General features: G+C 53.0%; 11 protein-coding genes, 1 tRNA gene and 1 pseudogene. 6 read left to right on the plus strand and 7 right to left on the minus strand.

Features of this window, described 5'->3' with window-relative positions; genetic code table 11:
* Positions 1-8 precede the first annotated feature (8 nt).
* From ychF to Q2J34_RS01540, 4 genes and pseudogenes are all read right to left on the minus strand, one after another.
* Positions 9-1112, minus strand: coding sequence for a redox-regulated ATPase YchF (gene ychF / locus Q2J34_RS01530; protein ID WP_296928743.1), 1104 nt, complete (start codon positions 1110-1112; stop codon positions 9-11).
* A 216-nt stretch (positions 1113-1328) separates the two neighbouring features.
* Positions 1329-3608: an InlB B-repeat-containing protein gene (locus Q2J34_RS01535; protein WP_300969108.1), complete on the minus strand. Its 2280-nt coding sequence runs from the start codon at positions 3606-3608 to the stop codon at positions 1329-1331.
* A 143-nt stretch (positions 3609-3751) separates the two neighbouring features.
* A pseudogene (locus Q2J34_RS09910) lies at positions 3752-3898 on the minus strand (IS30 family transposase); the annotation flags it as partial.
* A gap of 99 nt (positions 3899-3997) precedes the next feature.
* Positions 3998-4498 carry a hypothetical protein gene (locus Q2J34_RS01540; RefSeq protein WP_300969109.1) on the minus strand — a complete coding sequence of 167 codons (501 nt, stop codon included), beginning with the start codon at positions 4496-4498 and terminating at the stop codon, positions 3998-4000.
* A gap of 613 nt (positions 4499-5111) precedes the next feature.
* Between Q2J34_RS01540 and Q2J34_RS01545 the strand changes: the two genes are divergently transcribed.
* The 3 genes from Q2J34_RS01545 to Q2J34_RS01555 are packed head-to-tail and all read left to right on the plus strand — an operon-like array spanning position 5112 to position 9729.
* Positions 5112-7736 carry a DNA gyrase/topoisomerase IV subunit A gene (locus tag Q2J34_RS01545; protein ID WP_300969110.1) on the plus strand — a complete coding sequence of 875 codons (2625 nt, stop codon included), beginning with the start codon at positions 5112-5114 and terminating at the stop codon, positions 7734-7736.
* 17 nt (positions 7737-7753) lie between these two features.
* On the plus strand, positions 7754-8677 hold the full coding sequence (locus Q2J34_RS01550; protein ID WP_300969111.1) for a DUF3316 domain-containing protein: 924 nt from the start codon (positions 7754-7756) through the stop codon (positions 8675-8677).
* On the plus strand, positions 8674-9729 hold the full coding sequence (locus tag Q2J34_RS01555; RefSeq protein ID WP_300969112.1) for a S41 family peptidase: 1056 nt from the start codon (positions 8674-8676) through the stop codon (positions 9727-9729). The genes Q2J34_RS01550 and Q2J34_RS01555 overlap by 4 nt, the downstream gene beginning before the upstream one ends.
* Positions 9730-9824: 95 nt before the next feature.
* Here the strand turns inward: Q2J34_RS01555 and Q2J34_RS01560 are convergent.
* Positions 9825-9898, minus strand: a tRNA-Arg gene (locus tag Q2J34_RS01560).
* Between the two features lie 449 nt (positions 9899-10347).
* Between Q2J34_RS01560 and Q2J34_RS01565 the strand changes: the two genes are divergently transcribed.
* The 3 genes from Q2J34_RS01565 (at position 10348) to Q2J34_RS01575 (ending at position 16913) form a co-directional block, all read left to right on the plus strand.
* Entirely contained in the window at positions 10348-12978 is a 2631-nt protein-coding gene (locus Q2J34_RS01565) for a leucine-rich repeat domain-containing protein (RefSeq protein ID WP_300969113.1), read from the plus strand.
* 842 nt (positions 12979-13820) lie between these two features.
* Positions 13821-15695: a transcription termination factor Rho gene (gene rho, locus Q2J34_RS01570; RefSeq protein WP_300969114.1), complete on the plus strand. Its 1875-nt coding sequence runs from the start codon at positions 13821-13823 to the stop codon at positions 15693-15695.
* Positions 15696-15890: 195 nt separating this feature from the next.
* Complete coding sequence (locus Q2J34_RS01575; protein ID WP_300969115.1) at positions 15891-16913, plus strand: HU domain-containing protein; 1023 nt, start codon at positions 15891-15893, stop codon at positions 16911-16913.
* Between the two features lie 51 nt (positions 16914-16964).
* Here Q2J34_RS01575 and cls read toward each other — a convergent pair whose 3' ends face one another.
* The gene (cls, locus tag Q2J34_RS01580) at positions 16965-18371 is read right to left on the minus strand and encodes a cardiolipin synthase (RefSeq protein ID WP_300969116.1); all 1407 of its coding nucleotides are present in this window, start codon (positions 18369-18371) and stop codon (positions 16965-16967) included.
* A 2-nt stretch (positions 18372-18373) separates the two neighbouring features.
* On the minus strand, positions 18374-18820 hold the full coding sequence (locus Q2J34_RS01585) for an acyl-CoA thioesterase (protein ID WP_293965076.1): 447 nt from the start codon (positions 18818-18820) through the stop codon (positions 18374-18376).
* Between the last annotated feature and the right edge of the window lie 32 nt (positions 18821-18852).

Genomic DNA, 18852 nt, shown 5'->3' on the forward strand with positions numbered 1-18852 from the left:
TAGAAGTGCTATACGTTGAAGCGGAAGTGCATGATGTCGCCGTCCTGCACGACGTAGTCCTTGCCCTCGACCGCCATACGGCCAGCCTCCTTGACAGCCGTTTCGGAGCCGTAGTGCACGTAGTCCTCATACTTGATCACCTCAGCACGTATGAAGCCACGCTCGAAGTCGGTGTGTATGATGCCCGCACACTGAGGAGCCTTGCTTCCCTTGACAAAAGTCCAGGCACGGCACTCATCAGCACCAGCCGTAAAGAAGGTCTCGAGGTTGAGCAACTTGTAGGCGGCACGGATCAAGCGGTTGACGCCCGTCTCCTCTAGCCCTAGCTCCTGTAGGAAGAGCTGACGCTCCTCATACTCCTCCAGCTCTGCTATCTCGCTCTCGATATGCGCCGATACGACCAGTAGCTCCGCATCCTCGTGAGCGATAGCCTGGCGAACGGCCTCCACATAAGCGTTGCCCGTGGCGGCACTCGCCTCGTCGACATTGCAGACGTAGAGGACAGGCTTAGCCGTTAGGAGGAAAAGGTCGCGCAGCGCCTGCTCCTCGTCCTTATTTTCAGGCGTCACCGAGCGAGCGTTAAGCCCTTGCAGTAGTGCCTCCTCGATACGCTTGAGGAGTGCCACTCGGATCTTCGCCTGCTTGTCGCCACCCGTCTGAGCCTGTCGCTCGGATTTCTTGAGCTGCGTCTGCACCGTCTCCAGATCCTTGAGCTGAAGCTCCGTGTCGATGATCTCCTTGTCCCGCACCGGATCTACGGAGCCGTCGACATGCGTGATGTTGTCATCGTCGAAGCAACGCAGCAAGTGTATGATCGCATCGGTCTCGCGGATGTTGGAGAGGAACTTATTACCTAGTCCCTCGCCTTGGCTAGCACCCTTGACCAGTCCCGCTATGTCGACAATCTCCACCGTGGCAGGCACCGTCCGCTTAGGATGCTCCATCTCGACCAACTTATTGAGACGCTCATCCGGCACGGTGATAACCCCGACGTTGGGTTCGATCGTGCAGAAGGGGAAGTTGGCCGACTGCGCCTTAGCGTTCGACAAGCAGTTAAACAAAGTGGACTTACCGACGTTGGGTAGTCCTACGATACCGCACTGTAGCGACATATATTATAGGGATAAGTATACAACGTGACGAAGCCTCGCTCTCGTGTCAGCTCGGCTCTCCTGCAAAGGTACTAATTATCTTGCTGTCGGAGGGTTTAGAAGTTAGAGGTTAGAAGTTAAAGATTAGACTCTAGAAGCACTAGAGCCACTAGAAGCACTAGCCCTTCTAACCTCTAATCAAAAAGGGGCGAACCGTCGTTCGCCCCTTTTTTGATTCTAGTGCCTTACCACTACTCGGTAAGTCTCGCCCGCTACGCAGACTAGGTAAACCCCGTCCGCATAGGGTGTCAGGTCAATCTGTAGCACGCCTCGACCATCGGCACGACCCGCATAGAGCCGTTCGCCCGTCATGCTGTGCAGCGTCACCTCGCTGGCAGGTGCTACACCCTCCACAACTAGGTGGTCAGTCGCGGGGTTCGGGTAGAGCTGGGTTTGCTGCGTGATGGTCGTCTCCACGCCCGTGTGATCCACAAAGGTCGCCTTGATGGTCACATTATCCGTGACGACCACCTTCTTCGTCGTAAGGATATCCGCACTATTAGCGGTGAGAGCCGTCAGCTTGTAGCCAGTAGCGGGTATAGCTTCTATGGTCAGCTCTGTGCCGTAGGCAACTGTATTAAGGTTGCTAGCACCTGTGATAGTGACGGAGCCTCCGCGAGTTGACTCATCAGTTACAACAAAAGTAGGCTTATCTGCTCCTGTATAGTCGTACCATATATCGCGATAACGATCCCGCCTGAACTGAGTATTCCAGCCTTTAGCTTTGGCGATCTCTACATGGTCCGAGAGGCAAACGTTTCCTTCACGCTCACTCGTCTCATTAAACACTCTAAAAAGTCCCACCTCTTTACCTTGTAAGTCTGGCAAACTATTGACCAGCTTAGTCATCTTGCGCTCCTTAATCTGATTGATATCACAAATCAGTGAGTCGATGCTAGGACTGTTTGATAGATCTATTTCTCTTAGGAGGTTGTCACTGCAGTTAAGCGTTGTCAAACCTCTCTGATCTGACAGGTCTAAGCTAGTCAGCTGGTTTCTGGAGCAGTTAAGCTCTGTCAAAGAAGTACAGCCAGACAAGTCCAAGCTGCTCACATAATTTATGCTACAGTCCAGCTTGGTCAGTGAAGCACAGCCCGATACCTTCAGGCTGCTCAGCATATTGTTGTTGCACTCAAGCGTCGTCAGGGAAGTACAGCCTGAGACATCCAAGCTGGTCAATCTCTCAAGCTTCCAGTCGAACTCTTTGAGCGATCTACAGTTAGAGAGATTTATACTCGTCAGCGGATTCACATTGCAGTGAAGGATTGTCAAGGCGGTACAGCCCGACGCGTCCAAACTGGTCAGTTGACTTCTAGAGCAGTAAAGCTCTGCCAAGGCGGTACATCCCGAAAGATTTAAGCTAGTCAGCTGCCCCCAACCACAACTTAGCTTGGTCAAGGCCGTACAGCCCGATACGTCTAAGCTAGTCAAGTTGCCTTCGCGCCAAGTAAACTCCGTTAGCGATGTACAGTTGGATAGATTTAGATTTGTTAGCGGATTCCTAGTGCAGTCCAGCTTGGTCAAGGCCGTACAGCCCGAGAGATCTAGGCTGGTCAGTTGATTGCTAGAGCATTTAAGCTCTGTCAGTGCGGTACAGCCAGACACATTCAAGCGAGTTAACTTACCACTGGTCACAGACAACTTCTTTAACGATCTACAGTTAGAGAGATCTACACTTACCAGCGGATTTCTAGTGCAGTCAAGCCATGTCAAGGCCGTACAGCCTGACAAGTTCAAGGTGGTTAGCTGATTACTATTGCAGGCAAGCCCTGTCAAGGTGGTACAGCCTGACACGTTCAAGGTGGTTAGCTGATTGCTTTGGCAGGCAAGCGTTGTCAAGGAGGGACAGCTTGACACGTCCATGCTGGTCAACTGATTATAATTGCAGTTAAGCGTTGTCAAGGAGAGACAGCTTGACACATCCAAGCTGGTCAACTGATTGGTTTCGCAATTGAGCGTTGTCAAGGAAGGCGCGTTTGACAAGTCTAGGCTAGTTAGCTGATTCCACTGGCACTCAAGCTTTATCAAGGCTGTACAGCCCGAGACGTTCAAGCTGGTCAGCTCATTCTGGAAACATCCGAGCTCTGTCAAAGCAGTACAACCCGAGACATTCAAGCTAGTCAGTGGGTTTTTCTGGCAGTGAATAGTGGTCAAAGAGGTACAGTCCGACAGCTTCAAGCTGTCCAACTTATTGAAGGCGCAGTCAAGCGTAGTCACATCGCCTCTTATGACGACCGTCTGGCTAGTGAGTGTATAGAATCTCTTAAACTCGTCTATCCGAGGAGCTTCTTGAACTCCCTCGATGGTGACATTACCTTTCGCCTCGATGCCCAGTCCGATTTTCTCTCCGACAGCCTTGGATGTGGTCATGGTGATGACGCCTTCGGCGGGGAGCGTGGTGGAGGAGAGGAGCGTGGCTAGAAGAGCGAAGAGCCAGATGCGGAGTTGTTTGCTCATAGCATAGCTAGAGATTAGATGTTAGAAGTAAGGGAGAGCGGTGAGGGCTCTGCCGTGTGAGTCGTATCTTCTGCGAAGTTATACCTTTATTTCGAGTTGAGCAAGGGTTTAGAGGTTAGAGATTAGAACGTACATTCCACCCGCTAATGCAATTTCTCAAGAATGATGTTTTTGAGGACTTCATTGGGTGTCTTATAGTTTAGGTTTTTACGGGGTCTATTGTTTAGTAGGTTCTGAAAGCGTCTAAGGTCAGCGTCAGTTAAGTCTTCGAAAGTAGAGGACTTACGTATTTTCCACTCCAAATTGTATTTTGGAGTGGAAAATACGCATAACCACATTGTCCCGACGGGGGGGCAATGTGGTTGTAATCGTTAGGACTAGTATAAATCTTAGAGAACTCTTTTAAGCGTCACAATAATCTCAGACCCAGGTGTCCTATAGCAAGTCAATTCATCTGCAGTAAAGCTTTTTATGAGCCAATAGCCATGCAAAAACCGCTTTACCGAGTTTACCATATCTAAGTTTCCTGAGTATTCAGACATATCTGCCTTAAACTTGATGTAGAAATTTCCTACAGAGTAGGAAAATGGTGTTGTATACTCCCAGAAATCTCTACTGGGCGGTTCAGACCAATTGTCTTCAATCATTGGGAGTGTCGCCTCTCCTACTGAATCAGAGAAAAAGATAACCTTGCATGGATGAGTTTCTCCATACTCCGTATCTGTTATGGTTCCCTCCCAGTGTGTTCCTGCGAGCTGCGGTATCTTGCTGACAGGCTCCTTATTGTCCTTATGGCAGGAGGGGAAAGCTCCTAAGGCAACTCCTAGTAGAGCTATTGTCAAGATAGCTTTGAGTTTCTTTTTAAGCATACTATTTATTGAGTTTTTCATACTACGACAAAGGTACAAAAGCTTTTTGGACTAAACCCTGTTTTGGTGCTGGGGAAATTCGAGGCTAGATTGCAACAATAATTTAGAGTTGGGAACATATCGATACGAGGCTATGTCGGTGAAAAGTGATTTCCACGTGGATATTTCGAAATCCCCACGTGGAGAATAAAAAATTCTTCGGAGGAATCAAATGAAACTTCGGAGGAATGAAATGAAACTTCGGAAGAAATGATTCGCGCCCACGTGGGGAATAAAAAATATCCACGTGGAGATTTGAGATTTCCCACGTGGATACTCGAGAAAGAAGGGAATCGGACGAATTCCCCCGTAAAGATATGTAAATAGAGATTAGAGGGCAGAGATTAGAGATCCGATCACTCTGATAGCTCCGATGGTTCCGATAGCTAACAGCCAACAGCTAACAGCCAACAGCTAATCCATGGCGGACACATTATATAATGAGCTCATCTATTCCCTCGCTTGTTGCTCATGTGTAGCTCCTGACAGAGCGATTATAATGCGTTAGCCCTAACGGGGATTGGGTAGATTGATTGCCTTTGGCAGAAATGTTGTACCTTCGTAACGGCACCAGCCGAACGGATACCGAACTAATATGGATCAAGACAATCGCGACATAGAGCAAGAGCAGGAGATGGAGCAGACCTCTCCGACAGATATAGATGCGGCATCGACCAGTGCCGACCCGAGCGACGAGGGCTACGTGGCTCCCGAAGAGGAGGAGGGCGACGGACACCTGCACTCCCTCGGCGGGATGTACCGTCACTGGTTCCTCGACTACGCATCGTACGTAATCCTAGAGCGTGCGGTGCCTCACATCGAGGACGGACTCAAGCCGGTGCAGCGACGGGTGCTCTACACGATGCACCTGATGGAAAACGGCACCCTCCACAAGGTGGCTAAGATCGTGGGTGCTACGATGGCTTACCACCCACACGGTGACGCCTCGATCAACGATGCTTTGGTACAGCTCGGTCAGAAGGGCTATCTCATCGACACGCAGGGTAACTGGGGTAACATACTCACGGGCGACGAGGCGGCTGCTGGGCGATACATCGAGGCTAAGCTCTCTAACTTTGCCCTCGAGATACTCTTTGGCGACAAAATTACCCCCTGGATGAAGAGCTACGACGGCAAGTCACGCGAGCCAGTTTACCTGCCCGCCCGCTTCCCCCTACTGCTAGCGCAAGGTGCCGAGGGCATCGCCGTGGGTCTCTCCTGCAAGATCCTACCGCACAATCCCAAGGAACTGATCGAGGCTGCCTGCGCTTACCTGCGTGGAGAGCCTTTTACCCTCTACCCTGACTTCCCCACGGGCGGTATCATCGACGTGGATCGCTACAGCGATGGTAAGCGTGGCGGACAGGTCAAGAGCCGTGCACGCATCGAGCGTATCGAGGATCGTGTGCTGAGTGTGCGTGATCTACCCTTTGGCAAAACAACCTCGACGCTCATTGACTCGATCCTCAAGGCCAACGACAAGGGGCTGATCAAGATCAAGCGCATAGACGATATGACCGCCGAGACGGCCGACATACGCATCTACCTACCCGTAGGGGTCTCGGCCGATAAGACGATCGACGGGCTCTACGCCTTCACCGATTGTGAGGTCTCTATCTCGCCGAATGCTTGTGTCATCGAGGACGACAAACCACGCTTCCTCGGTGTGAGCGACCTGCTACGTCACTCGGTGGAGCATACACGTGGTCTGCTGCAGGAGGATCTGCGTCTACAGCTACACGACCGTCAGGAGGAGTATATGGGTGCTTCGCTAGAGCGGCTCTTCATCGAGCATCGTATCTATAAGTTACGTCCCTTTGAGGAGGCTCCTGATCAGCAGACCGCTCTGGACGTCATTCGCAAGGCTCTAGAGCCTATTGTGGGAGACTCTTTACTAAGGCCCATCACGGACGATGACTTAGCACGCCTCCTAGAGATCAAGATGGCGCGGATCCTCAAGTTTAACCTAGAGAAAAACGAGCAACTCATCCTACGTCTCACTGAGGAGATGGCGCAGATACAGCACCACCTAGACCATATCACCGACTACACGATACACTACTACCACTCTCTGCTAGAGGAGTATGGTGCTGGCTGGGAGCGACGCACACAGATCGGGCACTTCGGAACGATTGAGGCTACGAAGGTGGTTGAGGAGAACCTCAAGCTCTACATAGATCGCAAGATGGGCTTCGCCGGGACTGGCATCAAGGGCGGAGAGTATGTGTGTGACTGTAGCGAGATAGATGATATGATCGTCTTCTTCCGTGACGGCACCTATACGATTACGAAGATTGAGGAGAAGAAGTTCCTCGGCAAGGAGCGTGTCCTACATATTAATAAGTATGTGCGCGGCGACAAGCGCACGATCTACAATGCGATCTATCTGGATGGCAAGACGAAGACCTCGTTTATCAAGCGCTTTCACGTATCAGCCAGTGTGCGTGACCGTGAGTACGACTTGACGATGGGTACGCCAGGCAGCAAGGTGCTCTACTTCTCAGCCAATCCCAATGGAGAGGCGGAGAGCGTGACGATCAAACTGCTCCGCGGAGGCACCTCGCGACGCATCCTCTTCTTTGACAAAGACTTTGCAGACATTGCGATCAAGGGACGCACCGCCAAGGGCAACATCGTGACGCGCGCTCCGATCGAGCGCATATCCCTGAAGGAGCAGGGCGGCTCGACCCTCGGAGGTCGCAAGGTGTGGTTTGACCCAGATGTGAACCGCATCAACTACAACGACCAGGGAGACTACCTAGGCGAGTTTGAGTCTAGCGACCGCATCCTCGTCATTCTGCCTTCGGAGCAGGTCTACACGACCGACTTTGGCGAGAGCAACCACTTTGCCGAGTCGCCCAAGGTCATCGAGAAGTATGACCCCGACAAGGTCTGGAGCGTCATCTACACCACACCGGAGGGGGTTACCTACATCAAGCGTGTCTCTATGCCAGATAGGAAGAAGCCACAACCGATCATAGAGCCCGAGGAGCAGCTCCTGGCACTGACCGATGAGGCTGAGGCGCAGTTTACCCTGATCACGAAGCCGCAAGGACGCAAGAAGGCGGCAACGATCGAGATCGCTGTGACTGAGTACGAGCCGCTCAAGAAGATCTCCGCACGCGGCAAGCGAATCACGGCACTACCTATCGACAGCTTCGAAAAGGTTGAGTCCGTAACTGACGAGACGGAGGAGGCGGAAGAGCTAACCGACGAATAAGCTAAGCGACACGATCTATGAGACAAAGATTACGACAGATACTGCTAGCCCTTTGCGTGGGGCTATCCCTGATGGGTACGGGCCGCTCGCTCTCTGCGCAAGAGGCGGATACGACGGCCACTACTACCACGACTACTACAACTACCACGACTGCCACTACGCCCTACCGGTTGCTTTACCTATCGCACGAATTTCGCTTCGGGTGGAACAAGTTATATAATGAGTACCTCTCACCGCTCTACTACCATGGTCAGTCGCTGGGCTACCGACTCTCGTCAGAGGCGCCGCTCACGCAGTCGCACCCCGAGTGGCTTGTCATGCAGAGCACGCAGCTAGCCTATGCGCAGCTCCTCAACCCGGCACGCACGAGTGCCACCCGGCACCTTGCTTTCGACACGAAGTGGAGCTTCGTGCATCAGTGGCGTCTGCCCTTTGGGATGGTCGTGGGCGTAGGTCCTGGCGTCCTAGTCGAGGGAGCTACCTCTTACAACGGGCGCAACCAAAACAACCCAGCCGATCAGCAGCTCAATGGCGACCTGACGGCACAAGCCTTGGTAGCCTACCGACTACGCATCGGGTGGTTCGTCGCTGACCTGCGCCTGCAGATGACTTCGGCACTGGTGGGTCTAGGCTTCGCACCTTATTATAATGAGTCTTACCTGCAGGCTTACTACTACGACAAGATCATCAATCACTTTGCCCTGCACACTTTCGGCCGGCGCCACTACTACCAGATAGGCGCGTCTCTCGACATCCCTGTATGGCGCATCATGACCCTGCGCATGACCTACGACTACACCGACTCAGCCAGACGTATCCACTCCATCTATCGAGGCTTCTCGGGGCACTATCTAGGAGTGGGTCTAGCCACTTACTTCCGCCCCTTCAGAGGCTACCAAGAGGTACATAATGCCAACCACACGACTGCTATCAGCTTATGAATCTAACGAGACTACATAGCGGGCTGGTCGGCCTGCTACTCTTACCCCTACTGCTAGCCTGCACACCAGAGCCAAAGGAGCAGAGATACACCCGAGACTATCAGACGAACTTTACCGCACTCTGGACAATCCTAGACGAGGGGTACTGCTTCTTTGACGACAAGCTCCCCGCCGCTGGCGACACGACCTGGAGCGACCTCAAGGAGATCTACACGCCGCTGGTACAGCAGTGCCAGTCGGAGGATGAGTTCTTCGACCTGATGGTAGAGCTGATGCGTCACCTCAAGGATGGGCATGTAAACCTCTTCGCACCTTTTGATGTAGGGGGGTGGAACATTTATGAGGGTTCTAGACATTGCCTCGATAGTCGCATACGCAACCTTTACCTGCGACCTCACGCACGTCGTGCTGGCTCTATCTACTATACGCCTATCACCTACAATGGACACGCTGCTGACTCGATCGGCTATATGGTGATCCCCTCTTTCTCATCGGCCATCTCCTTGGCTCATCTACACGCTGTCTTTACCAGGCTGGCGCACTGTCGTGGCTTGATCATCGATATGCGTAGCAATGGTGGCGGACTGCTGAGCAATGCGGATCGTCTGGCTAGCGTCTTGATTCCCTCCGACACGGTCGTAGGCTATATGAGTACGAAGACTGGCCCTGGGCACCAAGACTTCGGTCCGCTCAAAGAGATCAAGCTCGCTCGTGCGCCCATCAGTTGGCAGCGCCCTACGGTGATCCTCGTGGATCGTGGCACTTACAGCGCAGCTAACTCGCTGGTCGCTTATGTCAAGGGGACAACCCACCACGTCCTCTTCATGGGGGATCGTACGGGTGGCGGTGGTGGCTTACCTCGCAGCAGCGAACTGCCCAACGGCTGGTGGCTACGCTACTCCTCCTCGCGTATGTACAACGCTCAGCAGCAAAGCATCGAGGGAGGCATCGAGCCGCACATCATCCAGGAGCAGACAGACGAAGCAACGGCGCAGCAACAAGATGCGCTCATCGAGCGTGCTATCACGATACTCCTCGCAGCAACGAAGTAGCCCACCGCTCACATCTGGAGACTATTGACTTTTGCAACAGTCTCATCGGACCTATACACGCAAAAAGAGCCTCCCATCTCGGGAGGCTCTTTTTGTGACCGCGGCAGGATTCAAACCTGCAACCCTTTGATCCGTAGTCAAAAGCTCTATTCAGTTGAGCTACGCGGCCGATGAAAACTAAACCCTTAAAAAACGACAAACAAGGGGGTTGAAACAATCGGAAGCTCACAAGTGTGAGGCGTTCCTCCCCGTTTGCAGATGCAAAGGTACAACATTTTTCGGAACCTGCAAGTCTTTTCCGCAAAAAACTTTCGACACAGAGAGCAGCCGCCTCCGAAAAACGGCACCAAACAACCAGAGCTACAACGGAATAACCCGTGTCACGACTTCCATTTTCCAAATATCTCAGTCCCCTCTACCGTTGCTCCTTAGAGATCCCCACTCCCCTACAACCATCGTGAGGCTCAACTAATCGTATATAGGTATTCACTCTAGAGCAAATCAGTATAGTTAGGTATTTTCGACAGGAAGAATAGCCCGTAACTTTGCATAGATAAAGGGGAGCTCACAGAGTTGCACCGCTCCCCGATCACCTACTATTCAAATAAACATTTATCTATGCAACAGAAACGACTACGTTTTAGCACATTACTCTTATGCCTCCTGCTCCCGCTCATCGGGCAGCTGCAGGCGCAGACCATAGACTTGGGAGACTTTGCCAATCCCTCGTCACACTTCGACCAGGACATCGGGCAGACGGCGCCCTTTGACTTTGATTACCTCAGCAGCGTCACCCAGCAGATCTATACCGCTGCGGAGCTACAAGGACTAGCGGGCAAGGAGATCACCAAGCTCGCCTTCCAGATCTATCTGTCTGATGGCGAGTCCTACAACACGGAGTACACCAACGACCTCCAGATCTACCTCACCAACGTATCCGACGACCACTTTGAGCCAGTAGCTGGCAAGTATCACTGGCTACCTATCAATGCCGAGCAGGATCTCTACATGAGGAAGACGATCACGCTTGACCTGATGGACTTAACGGTCAATGGTAATCGCGAGACCTCAAAGGCTGGTGTGGACTATCACACGCTAGAGCTAGAGCTAGACAAGCCTTTTGTTTACACAGGGCAGTCTATCCTCCTCTCCGTACGCTCTAAGGCCAGTAAGTCTGCTGTCGAGGGTTCAGTCAGATCCTTTATCGAGTTCTGCAGCTATCCTAAGAATGTCAAAGAGATGCCCGTCCGCACGATCAATAAAGTGACAGACGAAGCTATCAGCGAAGGCTTCGTTGGTGTACTCGGTGAGACCGCTGCTTGTGGACAGAAGGATCGTGCCGTGATGCGTATCACCTTCCGCGATGCCAGCACGCCTCAGCCTAGTTACGACCCGATACACCCTGTCGTACAGCTCACCGAGGCTGGTTCACTGGCTAAGTTGATGCAGGGGATGGATCTCCTCAAGTGCCAGTCCATCACGGTGTCTGGTCCGATGAATGCAGAGGACTGCAAGACAATCCGAGACAACATGGGCAATCTGACAGAGATCAACATCGCAGATGCGACCTTTGCCGAGGATCAGCTCCCCGAGTCGGCCTTTTGCACTATGCCACTCGTTCGCAAGGTGACACTACCCCTCACCCTCAAGGTGGTTGGCGAGAGTGCTCTAGCTCAGATGTATAAGCTGGAGGAGGTTGTCCTAGGCAGTCAGGTGACTAAGATATGCGATAGTGCCTTTGCGAAGAATAGCAGTCTCACCAAGCTCAGTCCGATGCCTGCGCTCACCTCTATTGGCAAACTTGCTTTTAAGGATTGTACCGCACTCACCACATTCCCCTGGCCTGAGACACTGACGACGCTAGACACGGAGAGCTTCTCTGGCTCTGGGCTTACCGAGGTGCGCCTGCCCAATGTTGCTATCATACCTAGCACCTGCTTCGCCAGCTGTAAGGCTCTTGCTAAAGTGTATCTCGGAGCCAAGACGACAGAGGTTATGTATGGCGCATTTGCTCAGTGTACGGCACTGACAGATATTACTGTCGAGGCGGTGCAGCCGCCTAAGGCTCACATCAAAGCCTTCAATGGACTCAAGCCTGCGAACATCAGCACCATCAATCTCTTCGTACCTAATGATGCGCAAGAGGCCTACAAGGCGGCTAATGTTTGGAAGGGATTCCACATCGCTCCCATCCCAGGCACAGAGCCACAGGTCAAGAAGTATCTCCTCACCTATCGTGTCATCGGAGAGCATGGTACCCTAACGGCCACAACGGCTACAGGCGTAGCAATACCTTCGCATACAGAGGTCGAGGAGCATACGCCCGTCACCTTTACCGCAGACCCTGACCGTGACTACGTCGTCAAGAGCTTTAAGATCAATGGTAAAGAGACTCCTATGACCGCTGGTGAGCAAAACATCAAGACGCATGTGTTCAACATCGAAGAAGTCTCTGAGGTAACCGTCGAGTTCGTCCATCGTCCCTATACGGTCACTTACTCTGTACGAGACAATGTGGGAGGTACGATCACAGCCACCTACAAGGGGCAGGCTCTCGAATCAGGAGCTACGACAGCTGCTGGGGAGTCTGAGGCAATCATCTTCACCGCACATCCCGCAGAGCACTACCACGTCAAGAAGTGGGTCGTCAACGGTCAGGAGGGACCCAAGCCTGCTGAAAATAATCAGTGGCAAGTGATCTCTGGCAAGGACTACGTCGTCGAGGTTATCTTCGAGCGCGACAAGGTATACTATATGGTCGATGTATCACAGGAGGGCAATGGTGGTCCCATCTACCTAGAGGTAGGTGGCGTACGTAGTGCACTCAATAGCAAAGTGCCTGAGAATATGGACATCCGCGTCTATGTCGAGCCCGACGAGGGCTACCGTCTAGACCACTGGATGGTCAATAGGGAGCGCATCAACCCTGTCGACGGCTCACTAGAGTACACCACCAAGGCAACTAAGGATCTACGCATCGTAGCCTACTACGCCAAGGAGGAAGAGGGCAACGCCATCGACGCTCCTACGACAGCCAATGCCAACGTAACCATCGCCCTAGAGGGTCAGACGATTACCCTAACCAGCAATACGGATAATGCTCTCGGCACCATCGCTCTCTACGACTACGATGGTCGTCTCATCGAGCAGCGCACCGTAGCCGACAAGCTCTGCACGCTCACCGCACCACAGTCTGGCATGTACCTGCTCTCTATCGGCACAACCACTGCAAAGGTCTGTGTCAAGTAAGGTGCTTATGTAGCACTCACATCAAAGCCCCCTACCCTTACTATGTAGGAGGCAACCCGTCAGGACGCACGGACGTGTCACCCACTCATGGGGTAGGCGCGATCCGTGCGTCCTTTATTGAGACTGTTGCAAAGTCAACAGTCTCACAATCTTGCTTGCAAGATTGTCTAGACTTTGCAGAAAGGATGAAGCGCAAGGCGCTGAGGGTGAGGTCTGAAGGGAACATACCTCCGTATGTAACCGAAGCCGAAAGCAACACAGCAATTCGCCTTTATGCAACAGTCTCTTTTTATTATGGCTGTCCGACTACGCTATTTCGACCCATCTACAGTTTCCTACCTATGAAACTCCAGTTTCACCCATGTAAGACTCTTACCGGACAGCAATGTTTTTATGGGAGGAGGGATTAGAGATTAGAAGACAGAGGCGGGGGATGCTCCATCTGAACACTTTTTCGTACCTTTGCCTCTAGAAGTGGATGAGTCACTAGATCGACGCACTCCTAGGCTGTACAGATATTAGAGTTGCACGATACGATACAGCTTGTATGGAGAGGCTTAGGATCTGCTACGGAGGTAGCTCTGGCTCTGCATCGACCTAGATAATAACGACCGAGCAGAGCGTCCCATATCACACAGGACTGACCCATCACTCAGCCTATTCACACATTACACACCTTACTTAGGTCGACCATCGTGCTAGCCTGCTGTCTCGCCACAGCACCTGCTAGATCGTTGATTCCGTTGCCTCTATCATCTTGCTTGTAGCTCTCCAAAGCTCAGCATGGTAGCCCTTTGCAACAAGTCGTAAGGTGCATTTATCCAGCATAACATCAGTACATCATGCAGAAGTACACCATCGTAGATCTCAATGGTATGACGGAGGATCAACTCAAAGAGATTGCCTCCCAACTAGAGATTACCAAGATGGCCTCCGAAAAGAAAGAGGTCATATACCAAATTCTAGACGCTCAGGCAGAGGCTGTAGCTACCCAGACGGTCGAGCAGCAGCAGAGCAACAAGCGCAAAGAGCGACAGAGCAACTCCCGCAATAACAAAGCCAATAAAGAGGAGAAAAAGGACGCCAAAGACGAGAGCAACAAGCCTGAGCAAAAGAACAAATCAAACTCTCGACAGAACAAGCGCACCGCTAAGACGGACAAGGCAGACGCAACCAACCAGCCCTCTGAGATAGATCGCCAAGAGGCTATCGCTATCGTCGAGGAGGCTGCCGCTACACAGTCTGAGGAGAAGGGCACTAAGCGCAACAATAACCAGCGCAATAATAAGGAGCGCAACAACCGCAATAACAAGCGTCAGGAGCCTGCCAATCAGTCTGACAAATCTGACAAGGAGGAGAAGCGTACTCAAGCTAAGCAAGACGCAGAGGAGGAGCAGCAGGAGGAGACGCCTATGGTCTTTACCCATCCCGACGCAGACTCACTACTGGGCGAGGTGCTGGGCGAGTCCCACAATGATCACAGGGGTCACAAAGAGGCTGAGGCAGACTCTGACGAGCCAGCACAAAAGGGTAAGCAGCAACACAACAAGAGCAAAGAGGTCGAGGAGGAAGAGACTTCATACGACTTCTCCAATATCCTGACCGCTAGCGGACTGCTAGAGGTGTCGCAAGAGGGATACGGCTTCCTCCGTAGCTCAGACTACAACTACTTCCCCTCACCTGACGACATCTACGTCCCTATAGACATCATCAAGAAGTGGCACCTCAAGACGGGTGATGTCGTCGAGGGTAGCATACGTCCACCGAAGGGTAGCGAAAAGTACTTCCTACTACAGAACATCCTACTCGTCAATGGTCGCCACCCCAAGGACAATCTGGATCGGGTCTCCTTTGACATGCTGACGCCTCTCTTCCCAGAGGACAAGTTTAAGCTAGAGTCGCAGGGCATTGCTGCTGTCTACGACAAGACCGCCATGCGCATCGTGGATCTGGTCACCCCCATCGGCAAGGGACAGCGTGGACTCATCGTCGCTCAGCCTAAGACCGGTAAGACGATGCTACTCAAGGACATTGCCAATGCGATCTCTGCCAATCATCCTGAGGTCTACATGATCATCCTCCTGATCGACGAGCGCCCTGAGGAGGTGACCGATATGGCGCGCAATGTCAATGCTGAGGTGGTTGCCTCGACCTTTGATGAGCCTGCCGACCACCACGTGAAGCTCGCTGAGCTGGTACTCGCCAAGGCTAAGAGTATGGTCGAGAGTGGTCACGATGTGCTCATCATGCTAGACTCGATCACACGCCTCGCACGTGCTTACAATACGGTACAGCCTACCTCGGGCAAGATCCTCTCAGGAGGTATCGAGGCGAATGCGCTGCAAAAGCCGAAGCGATTCTTCGGAGCTGCGCGCAACATCGAGCACGGCGGTAGTCTCACCATCTTAGCGACGGCTCTGACCGAGACGGGCTCTAAGATGGATGACGTCATCTTTGAGGAGTTCAAGGGTGCTGGCAATATGGAGCTACAGCTTGATCGTCGCCTGTCCAACAAGCGTATCTTCCCCGCTATCGACATCCTCGCTAGTAGCACCCGTCGTGATGACCTCCTACTAGACTCGACGACGCTACAGCGCATGTGGATCCTACGCAACCACCTATCGGACATGAATACGGTAGAGGCGATGGAGTTCCTCAAGCAGCGCATCGAGCTGACGGAGACCAACTTGGAGTTCCTCGCCTCAATGAACGACTAGGTCTCGATGAGTCACTAGCCGCCAAAGAGTTAACGACAACTATCCGCACTTCCGCTCCGCACCACATGCTCCAGTTCGTGGAGATTGCTTAACTTTGTGGTGAGGAGCGGGAGTCTTCTACCTCCCCTTCTCGAGGGTGCTACACATGTAGCCTCTCTCGACTCGTAATCATCCACTCTTAGCCTGTACATCTCAATGTATCGCATCGGAGATATCTTAGAGCAAGCTCTACTACTGCACGACTGCGTCGTACTCCCTACGATAGGAGCCTTCATCGTGGAGCAAACGCCTCCACTCTATGACAAGGATCTCAATGTCATCACGCCTGCAGGGCAGCGCATCTCATTCAACGCCTCTCTAGTAGATCGTGACGGCATCCTAGACAGTTGCTACGCACGCACCCTAGGACTATCTGTACGCAGAGCGCGCCTAGTGGTAGACTCCGACGTGACCGTGATCAGGCACCAGCTATATCAGTCTGGCTCCCTGACCATCGGCTCCAACCTCGGCACCCTCACACTGCAGGAGAGCGGCGAGCTACTCTTTACTCCCGTACAGGAGCGACAAGGGCTGAGATCGATACACTCTTACGGGCTCTATCCTCAGAGTTGCTTGCTCCCAGCCGTCGCACCAGTCGATCATGTCGCTACGGCGCCTGCCAGTGAGACGAAGAGTGATCGGAAGTATTGGACGATACGTATCAATCGGACTGCGGCCAATTGGGCTGCAGCGGGTGCTATCTGCTTCCTCTGCCTACTACCCATCAGCTCTGACAGTAATCCTGATCGTTACAGTGCGGGCTTCGTCCCCTACGGCTGGCTCGACGAGGCAAGCGTGGTGACGCCAGAGCAAAAGCAAGCCAAGCCCAGCATAGCTCTAGCTCCAAAAGCTGAAACACAGGAAGAGATCGTCTCTACGACTCCTGAGCATGCCGCATCCTCGTCTCTAGTTATCACGCACGACGAAGCTTTACAGCAAGGAAGCCACGCTGTCGTCGTTGGAGTTTTCAAGGGGCCCAAGCGTGCAGAGCAATTTATCGAAGAGGCAGCGGCAGACCAGACTCAGGCCGAAGGAATCTCCCTACAGATCATCCAGGAGTCCTCTCGCTGTCTCGTCATCGCAGGCATCAGTTCCTCTGAGGAGCGTGCAGGCGAGCTACGTCGCTCCGTCTCCGCGCTATCCGACAGCTTCGCTGGAGCGTGGATCTACGCACTTTAGTAGCGTTTTTACCGCCACTACACGAACTCTTAAACAAGCGATAAGAGCCTCTCATATCAGAGGCGTAAGCAGACGCATCACGCCATGAGTGATACGTCTCCACAACCTATTGCGTCGTGGGACTACCCTACGACACTGAGCGAGTGTTGTCTCAAAGCTATCGACAAACTGCTGTGCGACCGCCGATGAGTAGGCAATGGTGGTCAGATCGAAGTTGTACTCAAAGCTTCTAAAGTCTAGGTAGGGTGTCCCCGTCACCACACGCTCCTTATCGATCACCGCATAAGTAGCCTCACGTAGGCCGTCATAGTAGTATATCTCCACGCCAGCCCGTAGCAAGTCGGTAAAGAAGGCGTGCGAAGCCTTAGAAGCCAGCCAGCTACGACCACGGCGAGGAAGAATCACTCGTACCTGCACCCCTGAGAGCGCCGTGGAGATCAGAGCCTGCTGTATGCTAGAGGTGGGGATCAAGACTGGCGACTCGATGTAGAGCGACTGACGCGCCTGCAGGAAGGCATGCGTGAAGATCATCTCTAGCGAGGGGAATTCGTCCGTAGGGTGCGTCGGGAAGATCTGCATCTTGATCGGATCGGCCGTCGTCACGGTAGCGGAGCTCTGCTGTGGCGAGAGCAGTTGTTGTGTCGCCACGTACCAGTCTAGAGCAAAGCTGTACTCCAGTTGCCGTACCACGGCACCAGTCATACGCAGATGAGTCGTCGCCAGTGGTTGCGCCCCTTGAGGCAAATGCTGCAGCTCCGAGAGTAGCACGTTGCCCCCTGTAAAGCCTACGGCACCATCCACCACCACGAGGTTACGATGGTTGCGATAGTTCACGCGGCTCGTAAGCAGCCGAAAGCGTACGGGGAGAAAGGCAGCGACCTCTCCGCCCAACTGCTCCATCCGCTTGCGATAGCGTCGACTCAAGCTTCGTGACCCCACGTCGTCGTAGAGCCAGTAGAGAACTACCCCCTCCTGAATGCGCTCTGCGAGTAGATCTAGCAAAGCGTCCAGCCACAAGCCCTCCTCGATGCGGTACAGCTCGATGTAGACATAGTGCTGCGCCTGTGCGATAGCTTCCCGACAAGCCTCAAGCCACTCGCGACTATCGTCGTAGTGCGTCAGCTCATTAGTCGTGGTCAGGGGCGTATCGGTCAGTCGCTCGATGAGAGCGGATAGCGATGCGAGCTTACGATCGGCGACCTCCTCGACCTCCGTGCTAGGCAGCGACTTAGTCTCTACAGGAGCATCCGAGAGCGACCGTCTCACCTCCACATCGATCAGCTGCTTGCGTCTCAGCGAGTAGCCGAAGATGATGTAGAGCAGGAGTCCCACGACTGGTAGAAAGATGACGACCAGCAACCACGGAATCGAAGAGACCGCACTGCGCTCCTCCCCTAGCACGATCACTATGCCCCCAATGACAGAGAGCAGGTAAAGGAGGAAGAGGAGCTCAGCCATCGCTAGAGGATCGTTAAGTCATACGGATGACTCTCGCTGTAAGCTTCAGCACGAGCCATGATACCTTCAAAACACTCTCCACGGGTTGTCCGTCCGTTCTGCACTGCGACCGCCTCGACCACGCCCGAAGCGCACTTCACACCGTCACTACGTACGATGACCTGGTCGAAGATGAGCTTTACCCCCTCACGTCTGGCACGCAGTGCCGTGTGAAAGGTATCGCCACTCCGTAGCGAGCGATGATAGGTTATAGAGACCTTGTAAACGAAGAGGTCAAGGCCCAAATCGTGCATCTCAGCAAAGCTATCGCCCAGTGCCAGCCAAAACTCGTGGCGGGTGTGCTCCATGTAGCACTGATAGTTGCTATTGTTGACCACGCCCTGGAGGTCGCACTCATAGTCTCGCACCTTGAGCGTGAGACCATACTGATATTTGATTGGTTGTTTCATCTGATATAGTTGTTTCTTTAGTGAAAATGGTT

It is taken from the genome of Porphyromonas vaginalis (genome assembly GCF_958301595.1).
Classification (GTDB): domain Bacteria; phylum Bacteroidota; class Bacteroidia; order Bacteroidales; family Porphyromonadaceae; genus Porphyromonas; species Porphyromonas vaginalis.